Source organism: Streptomyces sp. NPDC050147 (assembly GCF_040660195.1).
Taxonomy (GTDB): domain Bacteria; phylum Actinomycetota; class Actinomycetes; order Streptomycetales; family Streptomycetaceae; genus Streptomyces.
In genome coordinates this window covers 245,367-272,220 of sequence record NZ_JBFALJ010000003.1, presented here as the reverse complement: position 1 = coordinate 272,220, position 26,854 = coordinate 245,367, and the positions used below count along the sequence as shown (strand labels likewise).

Genomic DNA, 26,854 nt, shown 5'->3' with positions numbered 1-26,854 from the left:
GTCACTCGGTGTCCCGCACCGCCACCAGGCCGTTGAACACGCCCACGTACGCCGTTCCGTCGGGGCCCAGGGTCACCGGGGCCCAGTTGTTGTCGTACGCGATGCCCGTGCCGGCGAGCCGCTTCCACTTGGCCTCGCCGGTGCGGAAGTCGACGGCCGTCAGGTACCACGCATCGATGCCGAGGCTGCTCGGCTCCTTCGTGTAGAAGTACAGCAGTCCGGACGCGGTGGACAGCTTGGGCACGTTCGACGGAGCGCGGACATCGCTCTCCCACACCGTGTCGCAGCCGCTGCCGTCCTCGCGTACGTCGATCCTGCTGACGCCGCCGACGACGCTGCGCCCGAAGGTGAGCGACGTGATGTTCTCGTAGCCGTAGTTGTTCTCGACGACGAGGCTGTTGCCCCAGCTGATCAGTGAGTTGTCGGTGGTGGACGCGCCGGAGCGGAAGACCGGGACCTTGCAGACGAGCCGCTTGTCGTCGGCGACGTCGTCGCCCCGGCGGTAGACGAGGACGTTCATCCGGTCGTCGGCGTTGTCGGTGATCGCCACGTAGTCGTCGCCGCCCTGACCGAAGAGGTCGGGGGTCGTACCCGAGCCCTGGTTCACCGAACCGGGCTTGGTGCCCGTTCCGCGGTCGTACGTATGGCGCCAGACGGCCTTCGGGGTGCCGTCCTCGGCGGCACGGAAGCTGTAGAGCGCGTGGTCGGAGACGATCGACACGCCGTCCTCGGCGACGGAGAACGAGTTCTGGATCTCCTCGCCCTCCAGCCGGACGGAGCGGACGTCACCGGACCTCGGGTCGACGGTGCCGACGCGCCCCTGCCGGGTCACCCACCAGATGCGGCCGTCCCAGTCGGGCATCACCGAGGTGACCGGGTCACATTCGCCACTCGGGTAGAGATTTGACCAGGTCACGCAGTCGTGCGGGACATGCGCCGTCAGATCCCAGTCCTGGTCCACGACGAAGCGCCAACTGCCGTCCGCCCTCTGCTCGTGCGCGAGCCGGACGATGTGCTGGCGGGAGTCGGCGAGGACGAGCCGGTCCTGGTCGTCGAGGTAGGAGTAGGCGCCGCCCGAGGTGTCCTTGAAGATCTTCGAGAAGTCCAGGCGCGTGATGGCCTCGACGGTGGAGGGGCGCTGCGGGAGCTTGTACTCGGCGAGCGTCGCCATCGTGTCCGGGTCGAGCAGCTTGACCAGGAAGCCGGTGAACGTGCCGCAGACGGTGACGATGCGGCCGTCCCTGTCGAAGGTCACGGTGGCGCACTCGCCCCCGAGCGCCGCCATCTTCTCGCTGCTGACCTTCGGCTTCTTCCCCAGCGGGCCGTTCCAGGGGTACGTCCCGCTGCCCGCGGCGTCCGCGTGCATCCCACTGCGGCCGTTGGCGGCGAGAAACGGGTGCTGGGGCGGCTGTTCGCCGGGGAGCGGGCGAGCGTCGGCGGGTGTGCCGGTGTACTGGTCGACGAGCCGGTGCCCCGGCGCCTTCGGTATGTCGTCCGCCTGGGCGGGATGCGCGAAGGAGGCGGCCGAGACCGTGAGAGCGGTCAGGGCGAGGGCGCTGCTGAGGGTTCTGCGACGCGGCATGGGCCGAAGCTAGGGGCAGCGCCTTGAAGTGTCCATGGAAAGGTGACAGTTGTTCATGAACACGCAACGATCACGGCCCAAGGCTCATGGCTGCAGGCTCACGGCTGCAGGCCGCTGACGATGTCCGCGGCAGCTGTGACCCCGTTGTGGATGGTCGGCGCCATGCTCGAACTCGCCAGATAGAAGCCGAGCAGCGCACAGACCAGGGCGTGCGAGAACTTCAGCGCGCCGTTGCGCAGAAAGACCACTGCCAGGATCACGAGCAGCAGCACCACAGAGACCGAGACGGCCATGGGGTCAACCTCCTCCGCCACGTCAACATCGCGGCTTTGGGCCGAGTGTGGCGCAGCGGAGGGACCGTCCGGGCGACCGGCATGTCCTCCGAACGGGTGTTATCTGCCGAGAGGTTGCTCTGGCCGAGCCGTCGCCTACTGCCCGTGGGCGTCGAGGAACGCCTCGAGACCGGCCAGGTCGTCCGTGTTCAAGTGGTCGACGCCCGCGGCGAGGAGCTCACCCCACACCGCGTCCCGTGCCGGGCCCGCCAGGTCGGGAGTCGCCCAGAGGCGGACGCGCTGCCCGCGCTTGTGGGCGGCTGTGACGATGCCGCGCAGCTTGGCGCGCTCGGCGGCGGGGATCGCGCCGACGCCCCGCCAGCTGAAGTTGAGCGTCCAGTTGTCGCTGATCAGCGGGATGAGCGAGGCGGGCGCCGCGCTGCCCAGGTCGGCGAGGCGGCCGTCGTAGAAAGCGCGGCGCACGCGCTGGGCCTCCATGGGCGCGCGGGCGGCCCGGTCGCCGGAGATCACCGCCGTGACGGGTCCGCGGCGCACCTTGCCGTGGGAGTACGTGGTGAACAGGTGCCGGTAGCGCCGCAGTTGCCGGTCGAGTTCCAGGTACGTCGCCGCGCCCTCGGTCTTGATGTCGATCAGGAGCTGGAAGGGGGTGCGGTGGTGACCGCGGTACACGGAGCCGTGGTGGGCGCGGACGCGGGTCGCCAGGGGGTCCAGGTAGAGCGATGCGAGGGTGCGGGTGGGGTCGAGGTCGATCGGGTCGTGCGCGACCAGGAGCTGCCCGTCGACGAGGTAGATGTCGGCCTCGACGCTGCCGAAGCGGTGGTCGAGCGCGTCGAACAGGGGCCGGGGGTGCTCGTAGTCGTTGTGCGCGTGGGCGCGGACGAGCGGGCGGGGGTGGTGTCCTCGCTCGCTCGCCTGGGCGTACGCGGGGACGGCGGCGGTGCCGGCGAGTGCGGCGCCGATGGTGAGGGCTCTACGACGGGTGATGAGTGCCACGGAGACTCCCGGAAAGGGCAGAGGACGACGGGCGGGCCTCAGTGAGTATGAGGCCATGCTCGCGTCAAGAAACCCCTTGGCGACGGGAGTTGGCGCTATCGCCGCCCTTCGTTCACCGCGGCCACATCACGTGCCCCGCGGCCCCTCCCTCACCAGCTCGGCCCAGTGGACGGTCCGCTCGCACCACCGCTCCAGGAGCACCCGGTCGTGGCCGACCGCGAGCAGTCCGGCGCCGCTCTCCCGCCGGTACTCCTCCACGGCGTGCACGAGAGCCGCCGTCGTCGAGGCGTCGAGCATCGCCGTCATCTCGTCGCAGATCAGCCAGCGCGGGCGGAGCACCAGGGCGCGGGCCAGGCAGGCGCGCTGCAGCTGGCCGTCGCTGACCTCGTGCGGCCTGCGTCCCAGGAGGTCCGCGCCGAGGCCGACCGTGGCCGCCAACTCCCGTACACGTCCGGCGGCTTCGTTGCCGCGCCCGGTCGCGCGCATCGGCTCGGCGATCAGGGCCGCGAGGGTCAGCCGTGGGTCGGCGGAGAGGCGGGGCTGCTGGAAGACGACACCGAAGGCCGTGCGCTGGGCGCGGGGGGCGCGGTGCCGCCAGCCGTGGGCGGGCTCACCGTCGATGACGACGCGGCCCGCGTCGGGCTTGTGCAGCAGGGCGGCGACCCGGGCCAGGGTCGACTTGCCGCAGCCGCTGGGGCCGAGAAGGCCGACGGAGGCGCCGGGCGCGAGGGTGAGGTCCACGCCGCGCATGACGGGGGCGCGGCGGTCGTATCCAGCGGTGACGGACAGGAGTTCAAGCACGGGGTGCCTCCAGCACGGCCGCCGTACGGGGGTGGTGGCAGGCGACTCCGGCCACGGCCTGCGGCACGGCCGCGCAGGCTTCGTCGGCCGCGGGGCAGCGCGCGGCGAACGCACATCCTGGCGGCAGCGCGGAGAGTTCGGGCGGCATGCCGGGGATCGGCGTGAACTCCCGCTCGGGGAGGGCGTTCAGGAGGCCGCGGGCGTAGGGGTGCCGGGGCCCGGGGGCGCCGAAGAAGTCCTCGGCGTCGGCCAGCTCGACGATGCGGCTCGCGTACATCACGGCGACGCGGTCCGCGATGCGCTCGGCGGCCGCCAGGTCGTGGGTGATCAGGAGCAGCGCGCGGTCCTTCCCGACGTGCTTGCGCAGTTCGTCCACCGTGCGGTCGACGAGGTCGCGGTCGAGGCCCGTCGTGGGCTCGTCGGCGAGCAGCAGCGGCGCGTCGCCGATGAGCGCGAGCGCGGTGGCGGCTCGCTGGGCGAGTCCGCCGGAGAGTTCGTGCGGGTAGCGGTCCAGGTGCCCGGCGGGGAACGCAGCCCGCTCGGCGGCGGCTTCGGCGGCCTTGCGCAGCTGCGGGCGGCGCACGTCCGCCAGCTCGCGCAGGGTCTCCTCCAGCTGGTCGCGGACCGTGCGCACCGGCGTCAGGTGCGCGGCCGGGCTCTGCGGTACGAGACCGACGCGCCGCCCGCGGACCGTGCGGGCCAAGGTGCGCTCGTCCGCGGTCAGCAGGTCCACGTCGCCGATGAGCGCGGACCCGGCGGTCTCCGCGTTCTGCGGAAGGAGTCCGAGCAGCGCCGAGGCGAGTACGGACTTGCCGCAGCCGCTCTCGCCGACGAGGGCGAGGCACTCCCCCGCCGCCAGGTCGAAGTGGGCGTCGGTGACGGCGGAGACGAAGGTGTCGCCGCGCATGCGGAACCGCACGGAGAGTCCACGTACGGAGAGCACGGGGGCCGAGAGGGACGGGGACGCGGGGGTTGAGGTCGAGACGGGCTCGGTCACAGCATGAGCTCCGATCGGCGCCGGGGATTGATCCGTTCCCGCCAGGCGCCCGCGAGGCCCGCGATCGCCAGGGTGGGCACGATGATGAACAGGCCGGGGAAGAGGGTCGGCCACCAGTCCCCCGCCAGGAGCGAGCCGCGCGCGCTCTGCACGAGGGTACCCAGGCTCGCCTGGTGGGTGGGGAGTCCGAGCCCGAGGAAGGACAGCGCGGACTCGTGCCAGATGGCGTGCGGCACCATCAGGACGGCGGCGAGTCCGGCCTGCGGGAGTACGCCGGGCAGCAGATGCCGCACGGTCACGCGCATCCGCGACGCGCCCCCGGAGATGGCCGCGTCGACGTACGGACGTGAGCGCAGCGAGAGCACCTCGGCGCGCACGATACGAGCCGTGGACAGCCAGTGGGTGAGCGCGACGGAGACGACCACCGGCCACACGCCCGGCCGGAACATCGCCACGATGAAGATGCCGAGCAGCAGGTGCGGGACGGACGAGAAGACGTCCACGAGCCGCATCACGATCCGGTCGACCCAGCCGCCCGACGCGGCGGCGAGCGCACCCACCGCCGTGCCGATGACGGTGGCGACGACGGCCGCCACCACCCCCACGAGAAGCGAGACCCGCAGCCCGTAGACGCAGCGCAGCAGCAGGTCGCGTCCCACGTCGTCGGTGCCGAAGGGGTGTGACCAGGACGGCGGCTGCAGCTTGGCCGCGAGGTTCACGGCCTGTTCGTCGAGGTTCACCAGCGGCGGCACGAGGAGGACGGCGAGGACGACCGCCGCGACGATCACGCCCGAGGAGCGCACCCGCCACGCGCGCGTGGAGCGAGTCTTCGAGGCGCTCCCCAGGGAGGCGCGCCAGGTCGTCGTCTCAGCCATCGAATCCCACCCTCGGGTCGGCGAGGCCGTACAGCAGGTCGGCCAGGAGGTTGCCCAGGAGCACCGCCGCCGTGGCGAGGACGGTGAGCGCGGCCAGCAGCGGGAAGTCGACGGCGGTCGCCGCCGACACGGTGGCCGCGGCGATGCCGGGCCAGCTGAAGACGGTCTCCACCATGAGCGCCCCGGTGATCAGCTCGGGCACCCGGGAGCCGATCAGCGTGAGCACCGGCAGCATGCCCGAGCGCAGGGCGTGCCCGAGCAGGACGGTCCGTTCGGCGAGGCCACGCGCGCGTGCGCCGCGGACGGGGTCGTCGCCCAGTGCGTCGCCGACTCCTTGGCGCACGTAAAGGACGAACCACGGCAGCTGCGAGATCGCCAGGACGGCGGCGGGCAGCACGAGGTGGCTCGCGACCTGCCCGGCGGTCACCGCCGAGCTCGCGGTGTCCGTGAGCCCGCCGGACGGCAGCACCCCGAGCTTCAGGGCGAAGAGCCAGACGGCGAGAAGGCCGATCCAGAACGGCGGGGCGGCTTCGAGCGTGTACGCGAGCGAGGTCACGGCACGGTCGAGCCAGCCGCCGGGGCGGCGCGCGGCGAGGACGCCGAGCGTGGTGCCGACGAGGATGGCGAGCAGGAAGGCGGTGGCGGCGAGCAGCACGGACCAGCCGATGCGTTCGCCGATGACGTCGGCCACGGGCTGGCGCAGGGTGCTGGAGTCGCCGAGGTCGCCGGTCACGGCCGACGTCAGCCACTCCCACCAGCGCTGCGCCAGGGGCTGATCGACGCCGAGGTTGCGACGCAGCTGGTCGAGGTTCTCCTGGGACGCGGTGAGCCCGGCCGTGCCCGCGTACGCCTTGACGGGGTCGAAGGGGGAAGCGGCGGCGATGGCGAAGACGCCGAAGGTCACGGCGAGCAGGACCGGGACGGCGAACAGGGCTCGCCGTCCCGTCATGCGCGCCATCGGCCCCCAGGGGAGCTTCTGGAGCGCGGTCCTCACTGCTTCGGCTGCCAGTCCTCGACGTTCCACCACGGTCCTGACGCGAGGCCGTGGTCGTGCGGCTCGATCTGGGTGGTGAGGTCGCCGAAGCGCTTGTCGACGACGTAGAGGTGGTCGATGTGGGTGAGGAAGGTGTAGCCCGGGTTCTTCACCAGTTCGCGCTGGATGGTGTCGTACGCGGCCTGTCGCTTGGCGTGGTCGCCGCTCTCGCGGGCCTCGTCGAGCGCCTTGTCGACCTTGGGGTTGTCGTAGTGGGCCATGTTGTTGAAGCCGTCACCGGCGAGCGAGGACTTCAGGAGGGTGTACTGGTCGAAGTCCGGGTCGGCCGGGGAGCCGCCGCCCGCCAGGACCGCGTCCTTGGGCATGCGCGGCTCGATGACCTCCCATGTACCCGCCTGGACCTCCACCTTGATGCCGAGCTTCTTGGCGTCGGAGGCGTAGGCGAGCGCGTGGTCCTGGCGGAGCTTGTCGCCGGAGAGGTACCAGAGCGGGAACGTCGCCTGGACGCCGTCCTTCTCGCGGATGCCGTCCTTGCCGGGCTTCCACCCGGCCTTGTCGAGGATCTTCTCGGCGGCAGCCAGGTCGTGCTTGCGCTCGGTCCCCTTCGTGAACCAGGGGCTGTCGGTCGGCACGGGCCCGTAGGCCTCCTTGCCGGCGCCGTCCAGGATCGAGTCGACCATCGCCTTGCGGTCGACGCCGGTGTCGAGCGCGCGCCGGATGGCGGTGTCACCCGTGACCTTGTTGCCGGTGGGCAGGGTCACCACGCGGTAGTCGAAGGTGGTGGCGGCGTACGACTTCTTGTTGCCGTCGTGTGCGTACTTCTTGGCGAGGTTGGGCGGCAGGATCGCGCCGTCGAGCTCACCGGCGTCGAGCCGGGTGGCGCGGATGTCGTCGTCCTTGATGATCGCCATGGTGAAGTTCTTGACCTTCGGCGCGCCGCCCCAGTAGCCGGGGTTGGCCTTGAAGGTGAGCTTCTCGCCCTTGGACCAGTTCACCAGCTTGTACGGGCCCGTGCCGATCGGCTTGGTGGTGAACTCGCCGGTGTTCACGTCCTGCTTGCCTGCTATGTGCTCGGGCGCGATCGGCAGGACGGTGCGCTCGGCGAACGGCGCGTAGGGGTACTTGAGGTGGAAGACGACCGTGTCGTCGCCCTTGGCCTCGACGCTCTTGACGGCGTCGAGCTCGGTCTTGGCCGCGTTATTGGTCTTCTTGTCGAGGATCGTCTCGTAGGTGAAGACGACGTCCTTGGACGTGAAGGGCTTCCCGTCGCTGAACTCGACGCCCTCGCGCAGCTTGTACGTGTAGGTCTTGCCGTCGTCAGCGACCTTGGGCAGCTCGGCGGCGAGCGCGGGCTTGAGCTTCATGTCGGCGTCGTGCGTGAGCAGACCGTCGAAGATCTTGGAGTTGCCGTCCTTGCCGTAGCCGAGGAGCGGGCTCAGGGTGTCCGGTTCGTACGCGATGCCGACGACCGCGGAGTCTTTGGCGCCGCCCGCGTTCTTGCCGTCGCCCGGCGCCGAACAGGCCGAAGCGGCGACCGCCAGTGAGGCGGCCGCCGCCACCGCGCCCGTACCCCGTATCGATCGGGCCCTCATGCTCCACACCCCTACTGAAGATCAAGCGTTATTGCGAACGGGTCGCAATTATGCCTCATGTAATGGGTGGCTAAAACGTGCGGTCCATACCGAGTGGATCACGGTGCTCGGCCGCCGGGGCGGTGTCAGGGTGCCGGCAGATGCACGCGGGCGGCCAGCTCCTCGCGGTGCCGCCCCACCGTGCCGAGCGCGATGGAGTCGGCCTTGGCCCGCTTCAGGTAGAGGTGGACGGGGTGCTCCCAGGTCATGCCGATACCGCCGTGGAGCTGGAGCGCCTCCTCGGCGATGTGCACCGTGGCGGGCGACGCGTAGGCCTGCGCGAGAGCCGCCGCGACATCGGCGTCCTCGCTTCCGGCGGCGAGGGTGTCGGCCGCGTTGCGGGCCGCTGCGCGCAGGTTGACCACCTCGAGCCAGAGCTGTGCGAGACGGTGCTTGAGCGCCTGGAAGGACCCGACGGGCCGGTTGAACTGATGCCGCTCCTTCGTGTACCGAACGGTCTCGGTCAAGCACCAGTCGGCGAGGCCCAGCTGCTCGGACGCCAGGAGCCCGGCCCCTGCCCGCAACCCCCGCCGTACCGCGGGCGCGGACTCCGGGCCGACCTCACGCGCACGCGCCCCCTCGAAGGTGACCGTGGCGAGCGGCCGCGTCAGGTCGAGCGCGGTCTGCGGCTCGACCCGCACGCCGACATCCTCCGCGTCCACCGCGTACAGCCCCGCACCCGTCGCGACGAGAAGCACATCAGCCGCGACCGCGTCGGCGACACCGGTGACCTTGCCGTGCAGGGCGCCGTCCCGCACGCGTACGTCGGGCAGCACGCCACCCGGAGCGGTGGCCAGCGGCACGGCGAGCACGCCGACCGTGCGACCCGACGCGAGCGCTTTGAGGAGTTCCCTCGCCGCGTCACCCGGGCAGGCGAGCAGCGTCTCGGTCGCGATGACGGCGCTGGTGAGATAGGGCACGGGCGCCACCGCGCGGCCCAACTCCTCCAGCACGACGGCGGCTTCGCGGTGCGTGGCGCCCTGGCCGCCGAGGTCCTCGGGCACGAGCAGGCCGGCGAGTCCCATGCCGTCCGTGAGCGCCTTCCACAGCTCACGGTCGTGCGGCTCGGCGGCCTCGGTGCGGGCGAGCACGGCGGTGGCGTCGCATTGGTCGGCGAGGAGGCCGCGCACCACCGACCGCAGCGCCTCTTCCTCTTCGGAGTACAGCAGGTCGCGCTGCGCGGGCTGCGGGATCTGGGGGGTCTGCGTGCTCATCGGGCGAGGTCCTTCCACGCGACGTCCTTGTCGGTGCGCGGCTCGGAGGGCAGTCCGAGCACGCGCTCGGCGACGATGTTGAGCAGCACTTCGTTCGTGCCGCCCTCGATGCTGTTGCCCTTGGCCCGCAGATAGCGATAGCCCGCGTCACGGCCCGCGAAGTCGACCTTCTCGGGCCGCCGCATCGTCCAGTCCTCGTACAACAGCCCTTCCTCTCCCAGGAGTTCCACCTCCAGGCCGCTGATCTCCTGGTTCAGACGGGCGAATCCGAGCTTCATGCCCGAGCCCTCCGGGCCCGGCTGCCCCGCGACGAGCTGCTGACGCAGGCGCTCTCCGGTGACCCGGGCGACCTCGGCCTCGACCCACAGCTTGAGGAGCCGCTGGTGCAGGTCGTGCGTGCGCAGCTCGGGACGCTCGCGCCAGGTCTCGGCGACCGGGCCGATCAGACCGCCCTCCCGCGGGATACGGCTGCCGCCGATGGAGACGCGCTCGTTCATGAGGGTGGTCTGCGCGACCTTCCAGCCGTCGCCGATCTCACCCAAGCGGTGCGTGTCTGGGATCGTCACGTCGGTGAGGAAGACCTCGTTGAACTCGGCCTCACCGGTGATCTGCCGCAGCGGCCGCACCTCCACGCCCGGGTCGGTCATGTCGCAGACGAAGTAGGTGATGCCGCGGTGCTTGGGCACCTCCGGGTCGGTGCGGGCGATGAGGATGGCCCAGCGGGCGGCGTGCGCACCGGACGTCCACACCTTCTGCCCGTTGACCACCCAAGAGTCCCCGTCACGGACGGCGCGCGTGCCCAGGGCGGCGAGGTCGGACCCGGCGCCCGGCTCGCTGAAGAGCTGGCACCACACCTCCTCGCCCACCCACAGCGGCGGCAGGAAGCGCCGCTTCTGCTCCTCCGTACCGAAGTGGAGGATGGTCGGGGCGGCCATGCCGAGGCCGATGCCGATGCGGCGCGGGTCGTTGTCGGGCGCGCCCGCGGCCTCCAACTCGGCGTCCACGACGGCTTGCAGGGTCCGCGGAGCCCCGAGCCCGCCGAGCCCCTCCGGGTAGTGCACCCAGGCGAGTCCGGCGTCGAAGCGGGCCTTCAGGAAGGCCGCGCGTTCCGTCGTCGCCGGTGGGTTCGCGGCGAGGAACTCCTGGGCGCGACTGCGCAGTTCGGCGGCGTCCGTCATGCCACTCCTCCCCCGGGGACCACGGCCACTCGCCCCGTGGTGACGCCGTCGGCGACCCGCTGGACGGCGGCTGCCGCGTCGCTCAGCGGCACACGCTCGCTGATGAGCGGCTTGATGGCGCCCTTGGCCGCGAGCTGGGTGAGCTCCTCGTGGCAGCGGAGGATCGCTTGTGGGTCCTTGGCGTTGTACAGGCCCCAGTGCAGGCCGAGAACCGCGTAGTTCTTCACCAGGGCGTGGTTGAGCGCGGGCGTCGGGATGACACCGCTCGCGAAGCCGACGACGATGATCCGCCCCTCGAAGGCGACGCACTTCGTGGACTGCGTGTACGCGTCGCCGCCCACGGGGTCGTAGACGACATCGGCGCCACGGCCGCCGGTGGCTTCCTTCACGGCGCCGATGACGTTCTCGGTACGCCGGTCGATGACGACGTCGCAGCCGAGCTCACGCGCGACCTCGGCCTTCGCCGCGCCGCCGACGACACCGATGACCTTGGCGCCCGCCGCCTTGCCGAGCTGGACGGCGGCGCTGCCGACACCGCCGGCGGCCGCGTGCACCAGAAGGGTCTCGCCCTCCTGGAGGTGCGCGCGGCGGTGCAGGCCGAACCAGCCCGTCTGGTAGCCGATGTGCAGTGCGGCGGCCTCGGCGTCGTCCAGGGCGTCGGGCGCGGGCAGCACGGCCGCCGCGTCGGCGATCGCGTACTCGGCGAATCCGCCGTACGGGAGAGCGGGGTTGGCGATCACGCGCCGCCCGTCCTCGGTCTCGCCGCAGATCTCCACGCCGGGCGTGAACGGCAGCGGAGGCGTGACCTGGTACTGCCCGCGACAGAGCAGCGCGTCAGGGAAGTTGATGTTGGCGGCGCGGACCTTGAGCAGCAGTTGCCCTTCGCCGGGCACCGGCCGGTCCAGGTCTTCGAGGCGCATCACCGCGCTCGGCTCGCCGTTCTGGTGCACTTGCCATGCCTGCATGCGGGGCCTCCACGGGGCTTTCGTAGACCGGGCTCGGTCGCATACTAAGCGGTCGCTTGCAGGCAGGGGAACCGTCTCGTCAGTCCGTTTCGGGCTTCTGCCGTGAGGGCCGTGCCCGGACGTGCATCCGCTCGCCCTGCGGCCCGAACAAGCTGAGGAACTCCGCGGGCCCCTCCCCCGTGGACCCGAACCAGTGCGGAAGCCGGGTGTCGAACTCCGCGGCCTCGCCCGCCGTGAGGACCACGTCATGATCGGCGAGCACGACCCGCAGGCGCCCGGACAGGACGTACAGCCACTCGTACCCCTCGTGGGTCTGCAGATCGGGCTGGACGGAGCGGGCGGGCTCGATGATCTTGTACGCCTGGAGGCCGCCGGGCTGCCTGGTCAGCGGGAACATGGTGCGTCCGTGCCGGACGATCGGCTTGGCCCGCACCCGTGGGTCACCGACGGGAGGGGCGCCGACCAGTTCATCCAGGGGGACCTGATGGGCGCGGGCGATGGGCAGCAGAAGTTCGAGGCTGGGCTTGCGGTGGCCGGACTCCAGGCGGGAGAGGGTGCTCACGGAGATGCCGGTGGCGGCGGCGAGGCCCGCGAGCGTCGCGCCGCGCTCCTTGCGGATTCTCCGAAGGCGGGGGCCCACCTCGGCGAGGACTCCGTCCAGATCTGCACCGTCGTCGTTGTTTCCTTCTCTGCTCTCTTCTCTGTTCTCTTCCATGCCTCTATTGCAGTATCAGCAAACTTGCTTGTCAATCCCGCACGCTCGGTGGGACGGTCCGGCGTGGAGGTGGTCACTATGAACAGCAAGAAGAACGCGTACGACGTGGTCGTCGTCGGCGGCGGCGCGGCAGGACTGAGCGCGGGACTCGTCCTCGGCCGGTCCCGGCGCCGCGTACTGATCGTGGACGCGGGTGAGCCGCGCAACGCGCCCGCCGCGCACATGCAGGGCTATCTGTCGCGTGACGGAATGCCGCCTGCGGAGTTCCTCGCCGCGGGGCGGCGGGAGGTGGAGACGTATGGCGTAGAGATCGCCGCGGACCGCGTGACGGCCGTACGGCCCGACGGCGCCGGGGAGTTCGAGGTCGATCTCGCGGACGGCGGTCGCGTGCACGCTCGCCGCGTCGTCCTCGCCACCGGCCTGGTCGACACGCTTCCGGACGTGCCCGGCCTCGCCGAGCGCTGGGGCCGTGACGTGCTCCACTGCCCGTACTGCCACGGTTACGAAGTGCGGGACCAGCCCTTCGGGGTGATCGCGTCGCCGGCGATGGGCATCCACCAGGCGCTTCTGGTCACGCAGTGGTCCAAGGACGTGACGCTGTTCCTGCACACCGTCGCGGACCTGCCGGACGCCGAGTGGGAGCGTCTCGCGGCCGCCGGGGTCTCGGTGGTGGAGGGCGAGGTCGCGGGTCTGGAGGTCGAGGGGGACCGGCTGGTGGGCGTGCGGCTGGCCGACGGACGGGTGGTCCCCCGCTCGGTGCTCTTCGTCGCTGCGAAGGCGGTGCCCCGTGACAACCTCATCGGGGCAGTAGGCGCGGTCGGCGTACTCGGCGCACTCGGCGCCGAGATGAGGGACACCCCCCACGGGCCGTATCCGGCGGTGGACGAGACGGGCCGCACGAGCGTCCCCGGCGTCTGGGCGGTCGGCAACGCCGCGAGCCCCATGGAGCAGGTGGTCAACGCGGCGAGTGCGGGCTACCGGGCCGGGGTGACGATCAACGCCGAACTCGTCATGCGGGACATCGACGCGACAGCGGACCGGCGGCGGGCAGGGGTCTTCACACCGGAGGCGGAGGCTCAGGTGGCTGCCGCGGTGGGCGGCCACCGGGTGCACGGCCTGACCCACTGAACGCCCGATTCCCCTCCGGGCATGGAGCTTTCGTCCCGGACGCGGTATCGATGCGCGCACGACGGACACGACGCGACGGAAGGAACGCGCGCATGACCGACGACGAGACCGTGGCATCCGACGGGGAGGGCGTGGCATTCGACGGGCCGGGCAGCGCACTGCCCGGCCTGCCCCCACCCGCCCCGTCGGGGGCGAGCGCGCTGCCACCCGGCACGTACGAGGGAGCGGTCGTCCTGGTCACCGGCGGCGGTTCCGGCCTCGGCAAGGCCATCGCCACGGAGTTCGCGCGGCTCGGGGCGGACCTGGTGATCGCCGGCCGCACGGAGGAGCGGTTGAAGGCGGCGCGGGACGAACTCGCGGGCCTCGGCGGTCGGGTGGCGGCCACCCCGTGCGACATCCGGGACCCGGACCGCGTCGCCGAGGTGTTCGACGCGGCGCAAGAGACGTACGGCCTGCCGGACGTCCTGGTCAACAACGCTGCGGCGAACTTCCCCGTGCCCGCCGAGGACATGTCCCCGAACGCGTGGCGCTCGGTCGTGGATATCACGCTGACCGGGACGTTCTTCATGACGCGGGAGTTCGGCCGCCGCCATCTCGCGGCGCGCACGCCCGGCTCCGTCATCAACATCGGGGCGTCGTACGCGTGGACGGGCGGCCCCGGCTTCGCGCACAGCGCGGCGGCCAAGGCGGGCGTGCAGAGCCTCGTCGAGAGCCTGGCGGTGGAGTGGGGTCCGTACGGGATCCAGGTCAACGGCCTGGTGCCGGGGCTGATGCCGCACGAGGACATGACCTCGGACATCAGGGGCAACCTCGACCGGGTCCAGGACAAGGCCAGCCGCCAGCCCGCCCTGCGCGTGGGCGCGCCACGTGAACTGGGCTGGGCCGCGACGTTCCTCGCCTCCCCCTACGCCCGCTTCATCACAGGCCACACCCTGGTGGTGGACGGCGCCAACTGGCAGCGACGGGGCCTGGTGAGTCCGGAGGTGGTGACGGTACGCGAACAGATGGGGCGCGGCCCCTTCGAGGGCTAGCGAGAGGACTTCGAGGGCTGGCGAGACGATGCACTTCCCCGCACCCCCGCCGGACCCCGCCCCGCCCCGCTCCCCGGCAGCCGCGCCGCCTACTTCCCCTCGAACGTGGCCGCCCTCCGCTCCCCCTTCGCCTTGTACCCGGCCCGTGAGTCCTCCGACGTCAGCGTGATCGCCGCGTTCATCGCCACGCGGTCGAGAGCGGCGTCCATCCCCGCGTCCGCGTACGCGTCGATGCCCCGCTTGATGCCCTGGACGGCCAGCGGGGCGTTCGACGCGATCTCCGTGGCGACTTCCCGGGCCGTCTTGGTCAACTCGTCCACCGGCGTGACGATCTGGACCAGCCGCAGTCGTTCGGCCGTGGCGGCGTCGATGCGGCGGCCGGTGAGCGAGAGCAGTTTGGCCCAGCCCGCTCCCGCGTCGCGCGCGATGCGCAGATCACCGCCGGCGTCCACCGCGACACCGATCTGCGCCTCCGGCAGCGCGAACACCGCGTCGTCGGACGCGATCCGCACATCCGCCATCAGCGCGAGTTCGAAGCCGAATCCGAGGCAGTACCCCTGCACGGCGGCGACGACCGGCTGCGGGAGGCGTGCGAACGTGCGGAAGCGTTCATGGACCCAGCGCAGGCCCTCGTAGTAGTTGCGTGTGCGCTCGGAACCCGAACGTCCCTCGATCGCACCGCCATTGAGCGCCGAGACGTCGATCCCCGCACAGAACGCCCGCCCCTCCGCCCGCAGCAGCACCGCCCTGATCGAGTCGTCGAAGCGGATCCGGTCGGCGAAGACGCCGAGCTGGCGCGTGGACTCCCAGCTCCACGCGTTGAGCTTGTCCGGGTGGCAGAGGGTGAGGATGCCCAGGCCGTCCTCGATGTCGAGGCGCAGCCGCTCCTCACCCTCCGGGATGTCCGTGCCGATGGTGTCGATCATCCAGTACCAGCCCCTGCCTACGTTTCTGACGCCCCGTCAGCGATGCGACGCGCCGTCAGCTTAGTGGCGGTGGCTCAGCGGCTGAAGACCTCGAAGGACACCGCGGGCTTCCCGCCGAAGCGTGCCGCCACCCGCTGCGCGTTGCCGGTGAGGAACTCACGGCAGTACTTCTCCGGGTCCTCCTGCGTCAACGCCTCGATGTACGTGCGGTGTTCCAGGAGCGAGAGCACCGAGCGTTCGAGTCCGGCCGTCGCGTCCACCGCGTGCGTGGGCGACGAGGAACCGGCGACGGCCACCCAGCGCACGCCGTCCCAGGGTTCGAGCGCGTCCTCCTCGATCAGCTCGGGGAAGATCCAGCGGTTGCCCGCGTCCGCCACGGCGTCCAGGGTGGCGCGGCCGACGGCGACGTGGTCGGGGGTGTTCCAGGCGACGCCGCCCCAGGTGTCGCGGTGGTTGAGCGTGATCACCAGCTCGGGCCGGTGCCTGCGGACCGCGGCGGCGATGTCGCGGCGCAGCGCCGTCCCGTACTCGATCACGCCGTCCTTGTGGTCGAGGAACTCCACGGTGGACACGCCGACGACGGCCGCGCTCGCCCGCTGCTCGCGCTCGCGCAGCGGGGCGCAGGTGGCGGGGTCGAGCGTGTCGATGCCCGCCTCACCCCGGCTGGCCAGGAGGTAGGCGACCTCGCGCCCGCCGTCCGTCCATCCGGCGATCGCGGCCGAGCACCCGTACTCCAGGTCGTCGGGGTGGGCGACGACGGCGAGGGCCCGCTGCCAGTCCTCGGGCATGGGCGTGAGCTGGTCGTTCTCGTTCAACGGCTCTGTCATGCCCGCAGCCTAGCTTCGCGGGACCCCGACGCGGAGGGCTCAGGCCTCGCCCCTGGCAAGGGCGAGGAGCCGGTCCAGGACACGCGGTGAACCCACCCGCAGCCCGTCGTGCTCGTACTCGTCGGTGACCCAGGTCCGCAGGCCGCGGATGGAGCGGGCGGTGCGCAGCGAGTGACCGGTGTCGACGTACATGTCGTCGTGGTAGATCGCCGCGGCGGCCGGCACCTCGTTCGCGGCGAGGCGTGCCGCGTCGTACAGGGGCGGCCAATCGGTACGTGCGGCAAGGAGGTCGGCGGTCTCGCGCAGCGGCCGCAGGGCGGGGTCGCAGTCGAACTGCCAGCGCTGAACGGCTTCCCCGGTGAAGAGGAGCGGCGCGTCCCCGGCGAGCGCCCTGCCCGGGTCGAACTGCGGGAACTCGCCGCGCATCCGCTGGGCCGACCAGTCGGTGGGCCGCCCGCCCTGGCCGTAGATGGTCTCGTGCAGGAGCGCGAAGAGCGGGTGGCCTCGGTGTGAGAGGTGGGCCTGTACGGCTTCCTGGAACGCGTCGGAGAGCGTGTGCCCCGCCGGGGTCCGCACGAAGGCGTCTTCGAGGAGGTAGTGGAGGCGGTGGCTGCCGTCGCCCATGCCGAGCAGCATGCCGAGGGACTGGAACGCCTCGACGGTGAGCCGGTAGCCGCCGTTCAGGACCGGCTCGTGCTCGGCGATGTGTGCGGCGATGCGCCGGGCGCGCTCGACGTCCTGGGGGTAGCGGGCGTAGTGGGCGGCGCTCTTGCGCTCCATGCGCGGGTACGCGGCGCGGTAGACGTCGTCCGCGTGGCCGTCGAGTGTGGGCAGGCCGCCGGTGATGAGGGCGGTGTGCAGTCCTTCGGGGGCCGCCGAGAGGTAGTGGGTCGCGCAGAAGCCGCCGAAGCTCTGGCCGAGGACGGTCCAGGGGGCGCCGCCGGTCAGTTCGCGCCGGATCAGCTCGCAGTCGCGGACGATGGAGTCGGCGCGGAAACGCGTCAGGTAGTCGGCCTGTTCGCGGGGGCCGCCGCGCAGCGGGAGCGTCTGACGCGTCGCAGGCGTGGAGCTGCCGGTGCCGCGCTGGTCGAGGAGCAGCACCCGGTAGTCCTGCAGGGCCCTGCCCAGCCACGCCTCCTTGCCCACGAACCGGTTGGCCCCGAATCCCGGGCCGCCCTGGAGATACACCAGCCACGGCAGGGCGGCGCCCCCGTGCTCGCCGTGCGCGCTCGCCACGGCCTCGCGGGCGAACACCTCGATCCGCTCCCCCGCCGGGTCGTCGTGGTCCAGGGGCACGGAGAAGCGGTGGTCGGTCAGAACGACGCCGGGCTGACGGTAGGAGGCGGTGGCGGTGACGGCGGTCAAGAGGGCTCCTGGGCGGCATACGTAAGGGGACACTCCGCCCCAGTTCAGCACACCCGCCACAGGCGCGGTCAGCCGGGCGCCAGGGTCCCGGGAGCGGTCAGGCGGGCGCGGGGGCCACGGGCCCGGCTCAGCGGGGCGTGAGGCTGGAGCGCCGCACCACCAGCTCCGGCTGGAGCACCACGCGCCGATGATCATGGTCGTCGGGGCCGGCGTCCGACTCGGTCTCCTCCAGGAGGAGTTCCGCGGCCATCGCGCCCATCTTGACGGCGGGCTGGCGCACCGAGGTGAGCGGCACGACGGCCGCGGCGGCGAACTCGATGTCGTCGTAGCCGACGATGGCGATGTCCTCGGGCACGCTCACCCCTGCCGCGTACATCGCCTGCAGCACCCCGAGAGCGAGCAGGTCGTTGGCGCAGAAGACGGCGGTCGGCCGCTCGGCGAGGCCGAGGACACGGGCGCCCGCGTCACGCCCGGCGGCCACATCAAGGCGTTCGGTGGGCAGCTCCCGAAGCGCCGAAGCCGGCAGTCCGGCTTCCGCGAGGGCTTGCAGCGCCCCCTGTCTGCGGTCCTTGACCTGGTTGAGTCCGGGCGGGCCGCTCACGTACGCGATGCCGCGGTGCCCGGCGTCGACGAGGTGGCTCACCGCGAGCGCCCCGCCGAGGACGTCGTCCACGGAGACGGAGCACTCGGTGGCGCCCTCGGCGACACGGTCGACCAGGACGAACGGAATGTCGTGCCTGCGGAACGCCTCGATGTTCCGTCCCGTCGCGTCCGCCGGGGTCAGCAGGACGCCGCGTACCCGCTGTTCGGCGAAGAGCGCCAGATACTCGGCCTCTTCGGAGGGGCTCTGTCCGCTGTTGCACATCATCACGCGCAGCCCCGCGTCGCGCGCGGCCCGCTCGGCGCCGCGCGCGACGTCCACGAAGAAGGGGTTGCCCATGTCGAGCACGAGGAGCGCCATGATGCGGCTCTGGCCCGCCCGCAGCTGCCGCGCGGACTCGCTGCGGACGTAGCCGAGCCGGTCGATCACGGACTGCACCCGGTGGCGTGTCTCTTCGGAGACGACGTCCGGGCGGTTGATCACGTTCGACACGGTGCCCACCGACACGCCGGCGTGCTTCGCCACGTCTTTGATGCCGACCATGCGTCCCCTTGTTCCGTTGCGCGTGCGGTGCCTTGTGCACCGCCGCGTGCGATCCCCTCAGAATTTGTACTGGTCGATGTTCTTCTTGTCGAAAACGGTCGGTTCGCCGAGATCGACGACTCCCTTGTCACCGATGGTGAAGCTGCCGAGGTCTCCGGCCTCGAACTTCTCGCCCTTCTTGCCGGTGATCTGGCCGGACTTCAGGGCCACCGCCGTGTGCGCGGCGAGCGCGCCGAGCTTGGCCGGGTCCCACAGCTCGAACCCCTCGACGGTGCCGTTCTTCACGTACTGACGCATGTCGTTGGGCGTGCCGAGGCCGGTGAGCTTCACCTTGCCCTTGTACTTCGATCCCGAAAGGTACTGGGCGGCAGCCTTGATGCCGACGGTCGTCGGAGAGATGATCCCGGCCAGTTTCGGGTGCTCTTGGAGGAGTCCCTGGGTCTGCTGGAAGGACTGCTGGGCGTCGTCGTTGCCATAGGCGGTCTTGACCAGCTTCATGTTCTTGTACTTGGGCTTCTTCAGCTCGTCCTTCATGTAGCGGATCCAGGTGTTCTGGTTCGTCGCGGTCTGGGCGGCGGAGAGGATCGCGATGTCGCCCTTGTAGCCGAGCTGCTTGCCGAGCAGCTCCACCTGGGTGCGGCCGAGCGCCTCGGCACTGGACTGCGACACGAACACGTCACGGCATCCCGGGTTGGTGTCCGAGTCGTACGTGACGACCTTGATGTCGTTCTTCATGGCCTGCTTGAGGGCGGTGCACAGGGCGCCGGGGTCCTGCGCGGAGACGGCCATGGCGTCGACCTGCTGCTGGGTGAGCGTGTTGACGTAAGAGACCTGCCCGCTGGTGTCGGTGGCGCTGTTGGGACCGGTCTCCTTGTACGACGACCCGAGGTCCTTGAGCGCCTTCTCGCCGCCCTTGTCGGCGACGGTGAAGTACGGGTTGTTGACCTGCTTGGGCAGGAAGGCGACCGTGAGGCCCTTCTTGGTGGGCGCGTTCGGGTCGGCCTTGGCGTTCGAGGCCTTGCCCGCGTCGTCGTTCTTGGAGGTCTCCTTGGTGGTACCTCCGCAGGCGGTGGCGGTGAGGGCGAGCGAGGTGACGGCTGCGAGGGTCACGCAGGCGCGGGTGAGGGCGGAGCGGCGGACAGATCGACGGTGGGATCGGCGGGGAGAGAGCATCGTTGGTCCCTTTCGGACGTGCGGACGGTACGAGGGGTCAGCGGGCGGGCGACGAGAGTCAGCGGGCGGGAGCGGCGGCGCGGCGGCCCGCTCTGGCGACGGCGATCTGCCGGGCCACGCGCGGCCCGAGCACGGACACCACGAGCAGCACGCCGGTGACGACGATCTGCGACTGGGCGGAGACGTTGAGCAGGCTCATCGCGTTCTGCAGCGCGCCGAGCAGGAAGACTCCGGCGATCGCCCCGCCGAGGGTGCCCTTGCCGCCGTCGAAGTCGATGCCGCCGAGCAGGACGGCGGCGACGACGGACAGTTCGAGTCCGGTGGCGTTGTCATAACGGGCGCTCGCGTAGTGCAGGGCCCAGAAGACACCCGTGAGGGAGGCCATGAGGCCCGTGGCGACGAACAGCCACAGCTTGTGCCGCTTGACGCGGACACCGGCGAAACGCGCCGCCTCCTCGTTGGCGCCGATCGCGAAGAGCGAGCGCCCGAAGGGCGTGGCGTGCAGGACGACGACGGCGATCGCAAGGAGGGCGAGGAAGGGCAGGAAGGCGTACGGCAGGAAGGTGTCTCCGATGCGTCCGGCCGCGAAGTCCAGGTACTGCGAGGGGAAGTCGGTCACGGCGTCGGAACCGAGGACGATCTGTGCGATGCCGCGGTAGGCGGCCATGGTGCCGATGGTCACGGCGAGCGAGGGAAGTCCGAGGCGGGTCACCAGAAGGCCGTTGACGAGGCCGCAGAGGACTCCGATGAGGAGCACCAGCGGGATGATCGTCTCGATGGCCATACCGGCGTTCCAGAGCGCGCCCATCACGGCTCCGGAGAGCCCCGCTGTCGAGGCCACCGACAGATCGATCTCTCCGGAGACGACGAGAAGGGTCATCGGCAGGGCTATCAGCGCGATGGGCAGCGTGTTGCCGATGAGGAACGACAGGTTGAGGGCGTTCCCGAAACCGTCGACAAAGGAGAACGACATCAAAAGGAGTACGACAAGGAGGGCGCCGACAACGGTGTCCCAGCGGACGGCGCGCGTGACGTTGAGCCGGTGGGAGTCAGCCATGGCGGGCGTTCCTCTTCTTCAGGGCCTTGGCGACGCGCAGGGCGACGATCCGGTCGACGGCGATGGCCAGGACGAGCAGCACGCCGTTGATGGCGAGCACCCACACGGAGCTGACGCCCAGCGCGGGGAGCACGCTGTTGATGGACGTCAGGAGCAGGGCGCCGAGCGCGGCTCCGTAGACGCTCCCCGAGCCGCCGGTGAAGACGACGCCGCCGACCACGACGGCGCTGACGACGGTGAGTTCGTAGCCGTTGCCGGTGGCGGAGTCGACGTTGCCGAAGCGGGCCAGGTAGAGCGCACCGGCGAGCCCCGCGAGCGCCCCGCACGCGGTGTAGGCGGCGAGGATGCGCTTGCGGACCGGGATGCCGGCGAGCCGGGCGGCCTCGGGGTTGGAGCCGAGGGCGTAGAGCTCGCGTCCGCCGCCGAAGTGCCGCAGGTAGTACGCGACCACGATGAGGACGGCGAGCGCGATAAGACCCAGGTACGGCACCGCCGAGATCCCGCCGGAGCCGAAGTCGACGAATCCGTCCGGCAGGTCGGACGCGGTGATCTGCCGGGAGCCGACCCAGATGGAGTCGATGCCCCGGATGACGTAGAGGGTGCCGAGCGTCACGACGAGGGCGGGCACCTGGCCCAGGCTGACGAGCGCCCCGTTGAGCAGTCCGCAGCCGACGCCGAGCGCGACGGCGAGGAGGATCGCGACCGTCGGGTCGCCGCCGCCCTGGAGGTGATTGCCGGCGGCGAAGGCGCTGATGCCGAGTGTCGAGCCGACCGACAGATCGACGTTGCGGGTGATGACGACGAGGGCCTGACCGGTGGCGACGAGGACGAGGATGGTCGCGTTGAGGAGCAGGTCCTTGATGCCCTGCTCGGACAGGAACTCGCTGTTGCCCGCCTGGGTGATGCCGATCATCACCAGGAAGACAAGGAGGATGGCGAGTTCGCGCATCTTGAAGACGCGGTCCACCAGGCGCGTGCCCCCGGCCTTCTCGGGGTCCACGGCGGGTGCCGGGCTCTGGGTGGTCACGCTCATGCCGTCCTCCCTGTGGCGGCCGCCATCACGGACTCCTCGGTCGCCCGCGCGCGTGGGATCTCGGCGGTGAGCCGGCCTTCGTGCATGACGAGGACGCGGTCGGCCATGCCGAGGATCTCGGGCAGGTCGGAGGAGATCATCAGGACCGCGACCCCGTCGGCGGCGAGTTCGGACAGCAGACGGTGCACTTCGGCCTTGGTGCCGACGTCGATGCCGCGGGTCGGTTCGTCCACGATCAGCACTTGAGGCTTGGTGGCCAGCCACTTGGCGAGGACGACCTTCTGCTGGTTGCCGCCGGACAGGGTGGAGACGGCGTCGGCGATGCGCGCGTACTTCACCTGGAGCCGCACCGCCCAGTCGAGCGAGCGGCTGCGCTCGGCGCCGCGGTCCATGAGGCCGGCGCGCACCGTCGTACGCAGTCCGGTGAGCCCGATGTTGCGCTCGATCGACATGTCCATCACCAGGCCCTGGGCCCGCCGGTCCTCGGGGACGAGCGCGAGCCCGGCCGCCATGGCGATGCTGGGGGCTCCATTGATCAGCTTCTTCCCCTGCACCTCGACAGTTCCGGCGTCCCACCGGTCGATGCCGAACACGGCCCGCGCGACCTCGCTGCGTCCGGCCCCCACGAGCCCCGCGAGACCGACGATCTCGCCGCGCCGCACGTCGAACGAGACGTCGGTGAAGACGCCCTCCCGGGTCAGCCGGCGAACACTGAGGGCGACGTCGCCCACCTCTGTGTCCTGCTTCGGGTAGAGCTCGTCGAGGTCACGGCCCACCATGCGGCGCACGAGATCGTCCTCGGTCAGCCCTTCGAGCGGCTCGCTCGCGATCAGACCGCCGTCCCGCAGCGTGGTGACGCGCTGGCACAGCTCGAAGATCTCCTCCAGGCGGTGCGAGATGAAAAGCACCGCGGCGCCCTGTTCGCGCAGGGTACGGACGACGCCGAAGAGGCGGGCCACTTCGCTGCCGGTGAGCGCCGCTGTCGGCTCGTCCATGATCAGGACTCGGGCGTCGAAGGAGAGCGCCTTGGCGATCTCGACGATCTGCTGGTCGGCGATGGACAGGCCGCGTGCGGGCTGTTCGGGGTCGAGGTCGACGGCCAGGCGCTTGAAGAGCGCGTCGGCCGCGGCGTGCACGGCCTGGTGGTCGACGCGGCCGAAGGAACGGCGTGGCTGGCGCCCCATGAAGATGTTCTCCGCGACGGAGAGGTCGGGGAAGAGCGTCGGCTCCTGGTAGATGACCGCGACGCCCGCGTCCCTGGCGTCGCCCGGGCCGTGGAAGACGACCGGGGACCCGTCGAGCGACAGCTCTCCCGCGTCCGGCCGGTGGACCCCGGCGAGGGTCTTGATGAGGGTGGACTTCCCTGCGCCGTTCTCGCCCGCGAGGGCGTGCGCCTCACCGGCGTACAGCTCCAAGGAGACGTCGTGCAGGGCGCGCACGGCCCCGAAGGACTTGCTCAGGCCCTGCACGGCAAGGACGGGGGGCTCTCTCATAGGTAGCACCGATCGGTCACGAAGGGCATGCGGCGTGAAAGGTTTCAAACAATTTTCAGGGAAGCTAAACCCGCGCCAACTACGGCGTCAATGGCCGCGACTTGTAAATCCTGTCGCGACTTGGCCCAACAAGGGGCAAGCGCCTCGGGGCCCTTGACAGCGAGCAGCACGCTCCCTAGCTTCGCCTCTCGTGAAACGATTCATCGTCGAGTCGTTACGGAGTCGAGTTGTGATCAGCAGAAGACGACTGCTCAGCACCAGCGCCACGGCCGCCCTGGGAACGGCCATGACCGCCGGGGCCGTTCCGGCGGCCCATGGCGCCCCCGCCGCGGGAGGCCGTGCCCTTCGCGTGACCAGACCGACCGTGGAGTACGTGAGACACCCGCTCGGTCTCGACGTGCCGCGTCCGAGACTGAGCTGGCCCCTGACGTCCGCCAAGGACGGCCAGGCCCAGACCGCTTACCAGGTGCGCGTGGCCACCGCCGCGAGCCGCCTGGCCGAGCCCGACGTCTGGGACAGCGGCAAGGTCGCGTCCAGTGACTCCGTCCTGGTCCCGTACGCGGGCCCGGACCTCAAGTCCCGTACGCGCTACTACTGGTCGGTCCGGGTCTGGGACACCGCGGGCACGGCCTCCGAATGGAGCGCGGCCTCCTGGTGGGAGACCGGGCTCCTCGCGGCGAAGGACTGGACGGCGCGGTGGATCGGGGCGCCCGCCTCCCTCATCGGCGCGCCCGCCCTGGACGACGCCTCGTGGATCTGGTTCCCGGAGGGCGACCCCGCGACCAGCGCTCCGGCCGCCACCCGCTGGTTCCGCGGGCGCGTCGACGTCCCCGAAGGAGTGACCCGCGCGCGGCTGGTCATGACGGCCGACGACGGTTACACCGCCTACGTGAACGGCACGCGGGTGGCGCACACCGAAGCGGACGGCCCGGCCGACAACTGGCGCCGCCCCACGGTCGTCGACGTGACCGGTCAGCTCGGCGCCGACGCCGCGGTCATCGCCGTATCCGCCACGAACGCCACCACCGGGCCCGCCGGCCTGCTCGGTGCGCTCGAGCTCACGACCGCCGACGGCGTGCGCACCCTCACCACCGACGCCACGTGGAAGACCACGGACAAGGAACCCACGGGCGACTGGCAGGCGGCGGGATACGACGACGGCTCGTGGCCGGCGGCGAAGGTCACCGCGGCCTGGGGTGCGGGCCCGTGGGGCAAGGTCGCCCCCCACCACTGCCCCGCCGCCCAGCTGCGCCACGAGTTCCGCCTGCGGCCCGGCAAGAAGGTCGCTCGGGCCCGGCTGTACTCCACGGCCCTCGGCCTCTACGACGCCTGGCTGAACGGCGAGCGGGTCGGCGACGACCGCCTGGCGCCCGGCTGGACCGACTACGACAAGCGGGTCCAGTACCAGACGTACGACGTGACGAAGCAGCTCAAGTCGGGCGCCAACGCGCTCGGCGTGACGGTCGCGGTCGGCTGGTACGCGGGCAACGTCGGCATGTTCGGCCCTCATCAGTACGGCGAACGACCGGCCCTCCTTGCCCAGTTGGAGGTCACGTACACCGACGACTCCACCGACCGTGTCCTGTCCGGCGCCGACTGGCGCGCCGCCACCGGCCCGGTCACCGCCGCGGACCTCCTGTCCGGCGAGGACTACGACGCCCGCCTGGAGACGGCGGGCTGGACCCGCGCCGGTTTCGACGACTCGAAGTGGGTCGCCGCTGACACCGTCGACAAGGTCAAGGCCGCCGTCGTGGCCCAGATCGACGGGCACACGCGCGTGGAGAGCGAGATCTCCGCCCGGAAGGTGAGCGAGCCTAAGCCCGGCGTCTTCGTCTTCGACCTCGGTCAGAACATGGTGGGCGCGGTCCGGCTGAACGTCTCCGGGAAGGCCGGTACGAAGGTCCGGTTGCGCCACGCGGAGGTCCTCAACCCCGACGGCACGCTCTACACCGCCAACCTGCGGTCCGCGCGCGCCACCGACACGTACACGCTCAAGGGCGGCGGCAAGGAGACGTTCGAGCCTCGGTTCACCTTCCACGGCTTCCGCTACGTGGAGGTGACGGGCTACCCCGGCAAGCCACCGCTCGGCGCCGTGGTGGGCCGCGTGATCCACACGTCGGCGCCGTTCACGATGGACTTCAAGACCGACGTCCCCCTGCTCAACCAGCTGCACAGCAACATCACCTGGGGCCAGCGCGGCAACTTCCTCTCCATCCCCACCGACACCCCCGCGCGTGACGAGCGGCTCGGCTGGACGGGCGACATCAACGTCTTCGCGCCGACCGCCGCCTACACGATGGAGTCGGCCCGCTTCCTCACCAAGTGGCTCGACGACCTGCGCGACGGGCAGCCCGACGACGGCGCGTTCCCCGATGTGGCCCCCTTCATCGGCACGGTCGGCAAGGGAGTGGCCGGCTGGGGCGACGCAGGAGTGACCGTGCCCTGGGCCCTGTACCAGGCGTACGGGGACAAGCGCGTCCTGGAGCAGTCCTGGCCGTCGATGCTGAAGTGGCTCGACTACCTGGAGAAGCACAGCTCCGGATACCTGCGTCCCGCCGAGGGCTACGGAGACTGGCTCAACATCCAGGACGAGACCCCCAAGGACGTCATCGGCACCGCCTACTTCGCACACAGCGCCGACCTGGTGGCCCGGGTGGCCGAAGTTCTGGGCAAGGACCCCGCCCCGTACAAGAAGCTCTTCGGCAGCGTCCGTGACGCCTTCCGCGCGGCGTATGTGAGCGGCGGTGGGCGGGTGAAGGGCGACACGCAGACCGCGTACGTCCTCGCCCTGTCCATGGACCTGCTCACCGACAGCGACCGCGCACCGGCGGCCGCCCGCCTGGTGGAGCTCATCAGGTCCAAGGACTGGCACCTGTCGACGGGCTTCCTCGGCACCCCGCGCCTGCTCCCCGTCCTGACGGCCACCGGCCACACGGACGTCGCCTACCGCCTCCTCGTCCAGAGATCCTTCCCCAGCTGGGGCTACCAGATCGACAAGGGCGCCACGACGATGTGGGAGCGCTGGGACTCCATCAAGCCGGACGGCAGCTTCCAGGACGCCGGCATGAACTCCTTCAACCACTACGCCTACGGCTCGGTGGGCGAGTGGATGTACGCCAACATCGCGGGCATCGCACCGGCTGACCCGGGCTTCCGCAAGATCCTCGTCCGCCCGCGCCCAGGCGGCGGCGTGACCGAGGCCCACAGCAGCTTCGACGCGCTCTACGGCCCGGTCAGCACCCACTGGAAGACGGACGACGAAGGGTTCCGTCTCACCCTCACCCTGCCCGCCAACACCACGGCGGAGGTGTGGATTCCCGCCGGCAAGCGCACGCAGGTGACGCATGACGCGGCGGAGTTCTTGCGGATGGAGGACGGCTGCGCCGTCTTCGCCGCTGCCTCCGGCACGCACCGATTCTCCAACTGACCCACCACGACC

At 71.0% G+C, this 26,854-nt stretch carries 23 protein-coding genes; 3 read left to right on the top strand and 20 right to left on the bottom strand.

All coding sequences use genetic code 11. The features are described from left to right. Position 1 precedes the first annotated feature (1 nt). The 12 genes from AB0I94_RS07790 to AB0I94_RS07735 form a co-directional block, all read right to left on the bottom strand. Positions 2 to 1,582 (bottom strand): hypothetical protein, encoded by a 1,581-nt coding sequence (locus tag AB0I94_RS07790; RefSeq protein WP_363308541.1) that lies wholly within the window; start codon positions 1,580 to 1,582, stop codon positions 2 to 4. 98 nt (positions 1,583 to 1,680) lie between these two features. Beyond that, a complete protein-coding gene (locus tag AB0I94_RS07785) occupies positions 1,681 to 1,875 on the bottom strand; it encodes a hypothetical protein (RefSeq protein WP_190081791.1) in 195 nt (64 codons plus the stop codon). Between the two features lie 135 nt (positions 1,876 to 2,010). Next, on the bottom strand, positions 2,011 to 2,868 hold the full coding sequence (locus tag AB0I94_RS07780; RefSeq protein WP_363308540.1) for a phosphatidylinositol-specific phospholipase C/glycerophosphodiester phosphodiesterase family protein: 858 nt from the start codon (positions 2,866 to 2,868) through the stop codon (positions 2,011 to 2,013). Positions 2,869 to 2,994: 126 nt separating this feature from the next. After that, on the bottom strand, positions 2,995 to 3,669 hold the full coding sequence (locus tag AB0I94_RS07775; protein ID WP_363308539.1) for an ATP-binding cassette domain-containing protein: 675 nt from the start codon (positions 3,667 to 3,669) through the stop codon (positions 2,995 to 2,997). Beyond that, complete coding sequence (locus tag AB0I94_RS07770) at positions 3,662 to 4,576, bottom strand: ABC transporter ATP-binding protein (protein ID WP_363308724.1); 915 nt, start codon at positions 4,574 to 4,576, stop codon at positions 3,662 to 3,664. Before AB0I94_RS07770 ends, AB0I94_RS07775 begins: the two co-directional genes overlap by 8 nt. Positions 4,577 to 4,662: 86 nt before the next feature. Beyond that, positions 4,663 to 5,541, bottom strand: a complete 879-nt coding sequence (locus AB0I94_RS07765; RefSeq protein WP_363308538.1) for an ABC transporter permease — start codon at positions 5,539 to 5,541, stop codon at positions 4,663 to 4,665. Continuing rightward, positions 5,534 to 6,499, bottom strand: a complete 966-nt coding sequence (locus tag AB0I94_RS07760) for an ABC transporter permease (RefSeq protein WP_363308537.1) — start codon at positions 6,497 to 6,499, stop codon at positions 5,534 to 5,536. The genes AB0I94_RS07765 and AB0I94_RS07760 overlap by 8 nt, the downstream gene beginning before the upstream one ends. 32 nt (positions 6,500 to 6,531) lie before the next feature. After that, the gene (locus tag AB0I94_RS07755; RefSeq protein WP_363308536.1) at positions 6,532 to 8,127 is read right to left on the bottom strand and encodes an ABC transporter substrate-binding protein; all 1,596 of its coding nucleotides are present in this window, start codon (positions 8,125 to 8,127) and stop codon (positions 6,532 to 6,534) included. A 125-nt stretch (positions 8,128 to 8,252) separates the two neighbouring features. Continuing rightward, positions 8,253 to 9,380, bottom strand: coding sequence for an acyl-CoA dehydrogenase family protein (locus AB0I94_RS07750; protein ID WP_363308535.1), 1,128 nt, complete (start codon positions 9,378 to 9,380; stop codon positions 8,253 to 8,255). Further along, positions 9,377 to 10,558: an acyl-CoA dehydrogenase family protein gene (locus AB0I94_RS07745; RefSeq protein ID WP_363308534.1), complete on the bottom strand. Its 1,182-nt coding sequence runs from the start codon at positions 10,556 to 10,558 to the stop codon at positions 9,377 to 9,379. Before AB0I94_RS07745 ends, AB0I94_RS07750 begins: the two co-directional genes overlap by 4 nt. Then, the gene (locus AB0I94_RS07740; RefSeq protein ID WP_363308533.1) at positions 10,555 to 11,523 is read right to left on the bottom strand and encodes an NADPH:quinone oxidoreductase family protein; all 969 of its coding nucleotides are present in this window, start codon (positions 11,521 to 11,523) and stop codon (positions 10,555 to 10,557) included. The genes AB0I94_RS07745 and AB0I94_RS07740 overlap by 4 nt, the downstream gene beginning before the upstream one ends. Before the next feature lie 79 nt (positions 11,524 to 11,602). Next, positions 11,603 to 12,238 carry an XRE family transcriptional regulator gene (locus AB0I94_RS07735; RefSeq protein ID WP_363308532.1) on the bottom strand — a complete coding sequence of 212 codons (636 nt, stop codon included), beginning with the start codon at positions 12,236 to 12,238 and terminating at the stop codon, positions 11,603 to 11,605. 78 nt (positions 12,239 to 12,316) lie between these two features. Here AB0I94_RS07735 and AB0I94_RS07730 point away from each other — a divergent pair, with 78 nt between their 5' ends. Both AB0I94_RS07730 and AB0I94_RS07725 read left to right on the top strand, forming a co-directional pair. Further along, positions 12,317 to 13,366 carry an NAD(P)/FAD-dependent oxidoreductase gene (locus AB0I94_RS07730; protein WP_363308531.1) on the top strand — a complete coding sequence of 350 codons (1,050 nt, stop codon included), beginning with the start codon at positions 12,317 to 12,319 and terminating at the stop codon, positions 13,364 to 13,366. A 92-nt stretch (positions 13,367 to 13,458) separates the two neighbouring features. Further along, positions 13,459 to 14,397 carry an SDR family oxidoreductase gene (locus AB0I94_RS07725; protein ID WP_363308530.1) on the top strand — a complete coding sequence of 313 codons (939 nt, stop codon included), beginning with the start codon at positions 13,459 to 13,461 and terminating at the stop codon, positions 14,395 to 14,397. Positions 14,398 to 14,486: 89 nt separating this feature from the next. Here the strand turns inward: AB0I94_RS07725 and AB0I94_RS07720 are convergent, their stop codons facing one another. The 8 genes from AB0I94_RS07720 to AB0I94_RS07685 form a co-directional block, all read right to left on the bottom strand. Then, on the bottom strand, positions 14,487 to 15,323 hold the full coding sequence (locus AB0I94_RS07720) for an enoyl-CoA hydratase/isomerase family protein (protein WP_363308529.1): 837 nt from the start codon (positions 15,321 to 15,323) through the stop codon (positions 14,487 to 14,489). A 74-nt stretch (positions 15,324 to 15,397) separates the two neighbouring features. Beyond that, entirely contained in the window at positions 15,398 to 16,150 is a 753-nt protein-coding gene (locus tag AB0I94_RS07715) for a PIG-L deacetylase family protein (RefSeq protein WP_363308528.1), read from the bottom strand. A gap of 39 nt (positions 16,151 to 16,189) precedes the next feature. Continuing rightward, complete coding sequence (locus AB0I94_RS07710; protein WP_363308527.1) at positions 16,190 to 17,515, bottom strand: alpha/beta fold hydrolase; 1,326 nt, start codon at positions 17,513 to 17,515, stop codon at positions 16,190 to 16,192. A 127-nt stretch (positions 17,516 to 17,642) separates the two neighbouring features. Next, positions 17,643 to 18,659, bottom strand: a complete 1,017-nt coding sequence (locus AB0I94_RS07705) for a LacI family DNA-binding transcriptional regulator (RefSeq protein ID WP_363308526.1) — start codon at positions 18,657 to 18,659, stop codon at positions 17,643 to 17,645. 57 nt (positions 18,660 to 18,716) lie between these two features. Beyond that, a complete protein-coding gene (gene rhaS, locus AB0I94_RS07700; RefSeq protein ID WP_363308525.1) occupies positions 18,717 to 19,832 on the bottom strand; it encodes a rhamnose ABC transporter substrate-binding protein in 1,116 nt (371 codons plus the stop codon). Positions 19,833 to 19,890: 58 nt separating this feature from the next. Next, the gene (locus AB0I94_RS07695; RefSeq protein WP_363308524.1) at positions 19,891 to 20,889 is read right to left on the bottom strand and encodes an ABC transporter permease; all 999 of its coding nucleotides are present in this window, start codon (positions 20,887 to 20,889) and stop codon (positions 19,891 to 19,893) included. Continuing rightward, positions 20,882 to 21,922 (bottom strand): ABC transporter permease, encoded by a 1,041-nt coding sequence (locus AB0I94_RS07690; protein ID WP_363308523.1) that lies wholly within the window; start codon positions 21,920 to 21,922, stop codon positions 20,882 to 20,884. Before AB0I94_RS07690 ends, AB0I94_RS07695 begins: the two co-directional genes overlap by 8 nt. Then, positions 21,919 to 23,415 carry a sugar ABC transporter ATP-binding protein gene (locus AB0I94_RS07685; protein WP_363308522.1) on the bottom strand — a complete coding sequence of 499 codons (1,497 nt, stop codon included), beginning with the start codon at positions 23,413 to 23,415 and terminating at the stop codon, positions 21,919 to 21,921. Before AB0I94_RS07685 ends, AB0I94_RS07690 begins: the two co-directional genes overlap by 4 nt. Before the next feature lie 229 nt (positions 23,416 to 23,644). Between AB0I94_RS07685 and AB0I94_RS07680 the strand changes: the two genes are divergently transcribed. Then, positions 23,645 to 26,842 carry an alpha-L-rhamnosidase gene (locus AB0I94_RS07680; protein ID WP_363308521.1) on the top strand — a complete coding sequence of 1,066 codons (3,198 nt, stop codon included), beginning with the start codon at positions 23,645 to 23,647 and terminating at the stop codon, positions 26,840 to 26,842. The last annotated feature ends 12 nt before the right edge of the window (positions 26,843 to 26,854 follow it).

Coding starts and splice junctions, on each gene's coding strand:
- AB0I94_RS07790 (WP_363308541.1), bottom strand. CDS start 1,582: ATGCCGCGTCGCAGAACCCTCAGCAGCGCCCTCGCCCTGACCGCTCTC.
- AB0I94_RS07785 (WP_190081791.1), bottom strand. CDS start 1,875: ATGGCCGTCTCGGTCTCTGTGGTGCTGCTGCTCGTGATCCTGGCAGTG.
- AB0I94_RS07770 (WP_363308724.1), bottom strand. CDS start 4,576: ATGCGCGGCGACACCTTCGTCTCCGCCGTCACCGACGCCCACTTCGAC.
- AB0I94_RS07765 (WP_363308538.1), bottom strand. CDS start 5,541: ATGGCTGAGACGACGACCTGGCGCGCCTCCCTGGGGAGCGCCTCGAAG.
- AB0I94_RS07760 (WP_363308537.1), bottom strand. CDS start 6,499: ATGGCGCGCATGACGGGACGGCGAGCCCTGTTCGCCGTCCCGGTCCTG.
- AB0I94_RS07755 (WP_363308536.1), bottom strand. CDS start 8,127: ATGAGGGCCCGATCGATACGGGGTACGGGCGCGGTGGCGGCGGCCGCC.
- AB0I94_RS07750 (WP_363308535.1), bottom strand. CDS start 9,380: ATGAGCACGCAGACCCCCCAGATCCCGCAGCCCGCGCAGCGCGACCTG.
- AB0I94_RS07745 (WP_363308534.1), bottom strand. CDS start 10,558: ATGACGGACGCCGCCGAACTGCGCAGTCGCGCCCAGGAGTTCCTCGCC.
- AB0I94_RS07740 (WP_363308533.1), bottom strand. CDS start 11,523: ATGCAGGCATGGCAAGTGCACCAGAACGGCGAGCCGAGCGCGGTGATG.
- AB0I94_RS07735 (WP_363308532.1), bottom strand. CDS start 12,238: ATGGAAGAGAACAGAGAAGAGAGCAGAGAAGGAAACAACGACGACGGT.
- AB0I94_RS07730 (WP_363308531.1), top strand. CDS start 12,317: ATGAACAGCAAGAAGAACGCGTACGACGTGGTCGTCGTCGGCGGCGGC.
- AB0I94_RS07725 (WP_363308530.1), top strand. CDS start 13,459: ATGACCGACGACGAGACCGTGGCATCCGACGGGGAGGGCGTGGCATTC.
- AB0I94_RS07720 (WP_363308529.1), bottom strand. CDS start 15,323: ATGATCGACACCATCGGCACGGACATCCCGGAGGGTGAGGAGCGGCTG.
- AB0I94_RS07715 (WP_363308528.1), bottom strand. CDS start 16,150: ATGACAGAGCCGTTGAACGAGAACGACCAGCTCACGCCCATGCCCGAG.
- AB0I94_RS07705 (WP_363308526.1), bottom strand. CDS start 18,659: ATGGTCGGCATCAAAGACGTGGCGAAGCACGCCGGCGTGTCGGTGGGC.
- rhaS (WP_363308525.1), bottom strand. CDS start 19,832: ATGCTCTCTCCCCGCCGATCCCACCGTCGATCTGTCCGCCGCTCCGCC.
- AB0I94_RS07695 (WP_363308524.1), bottom strand. CDS start 20,889: ATGGCTGACTCCCACCGGCTCAACGTCACGCGCGCCGTCCGCTGGGAC.
- AB0I94_RS07690 (WP_363308523.1), bottom strand. CDS start 21,922: ATGAGCGTGACCACCCAGAGCCCGGCACCCGCCGTGGACCCCGAGAAG.
- AB0I94_RS07685 (WP_363308522.1), bottom strand. CDS start 23,415: ATGAGAGAGCCCCCCGTCCTTGCCGTGCAGGGCCTGAGCAAGTCCTTC.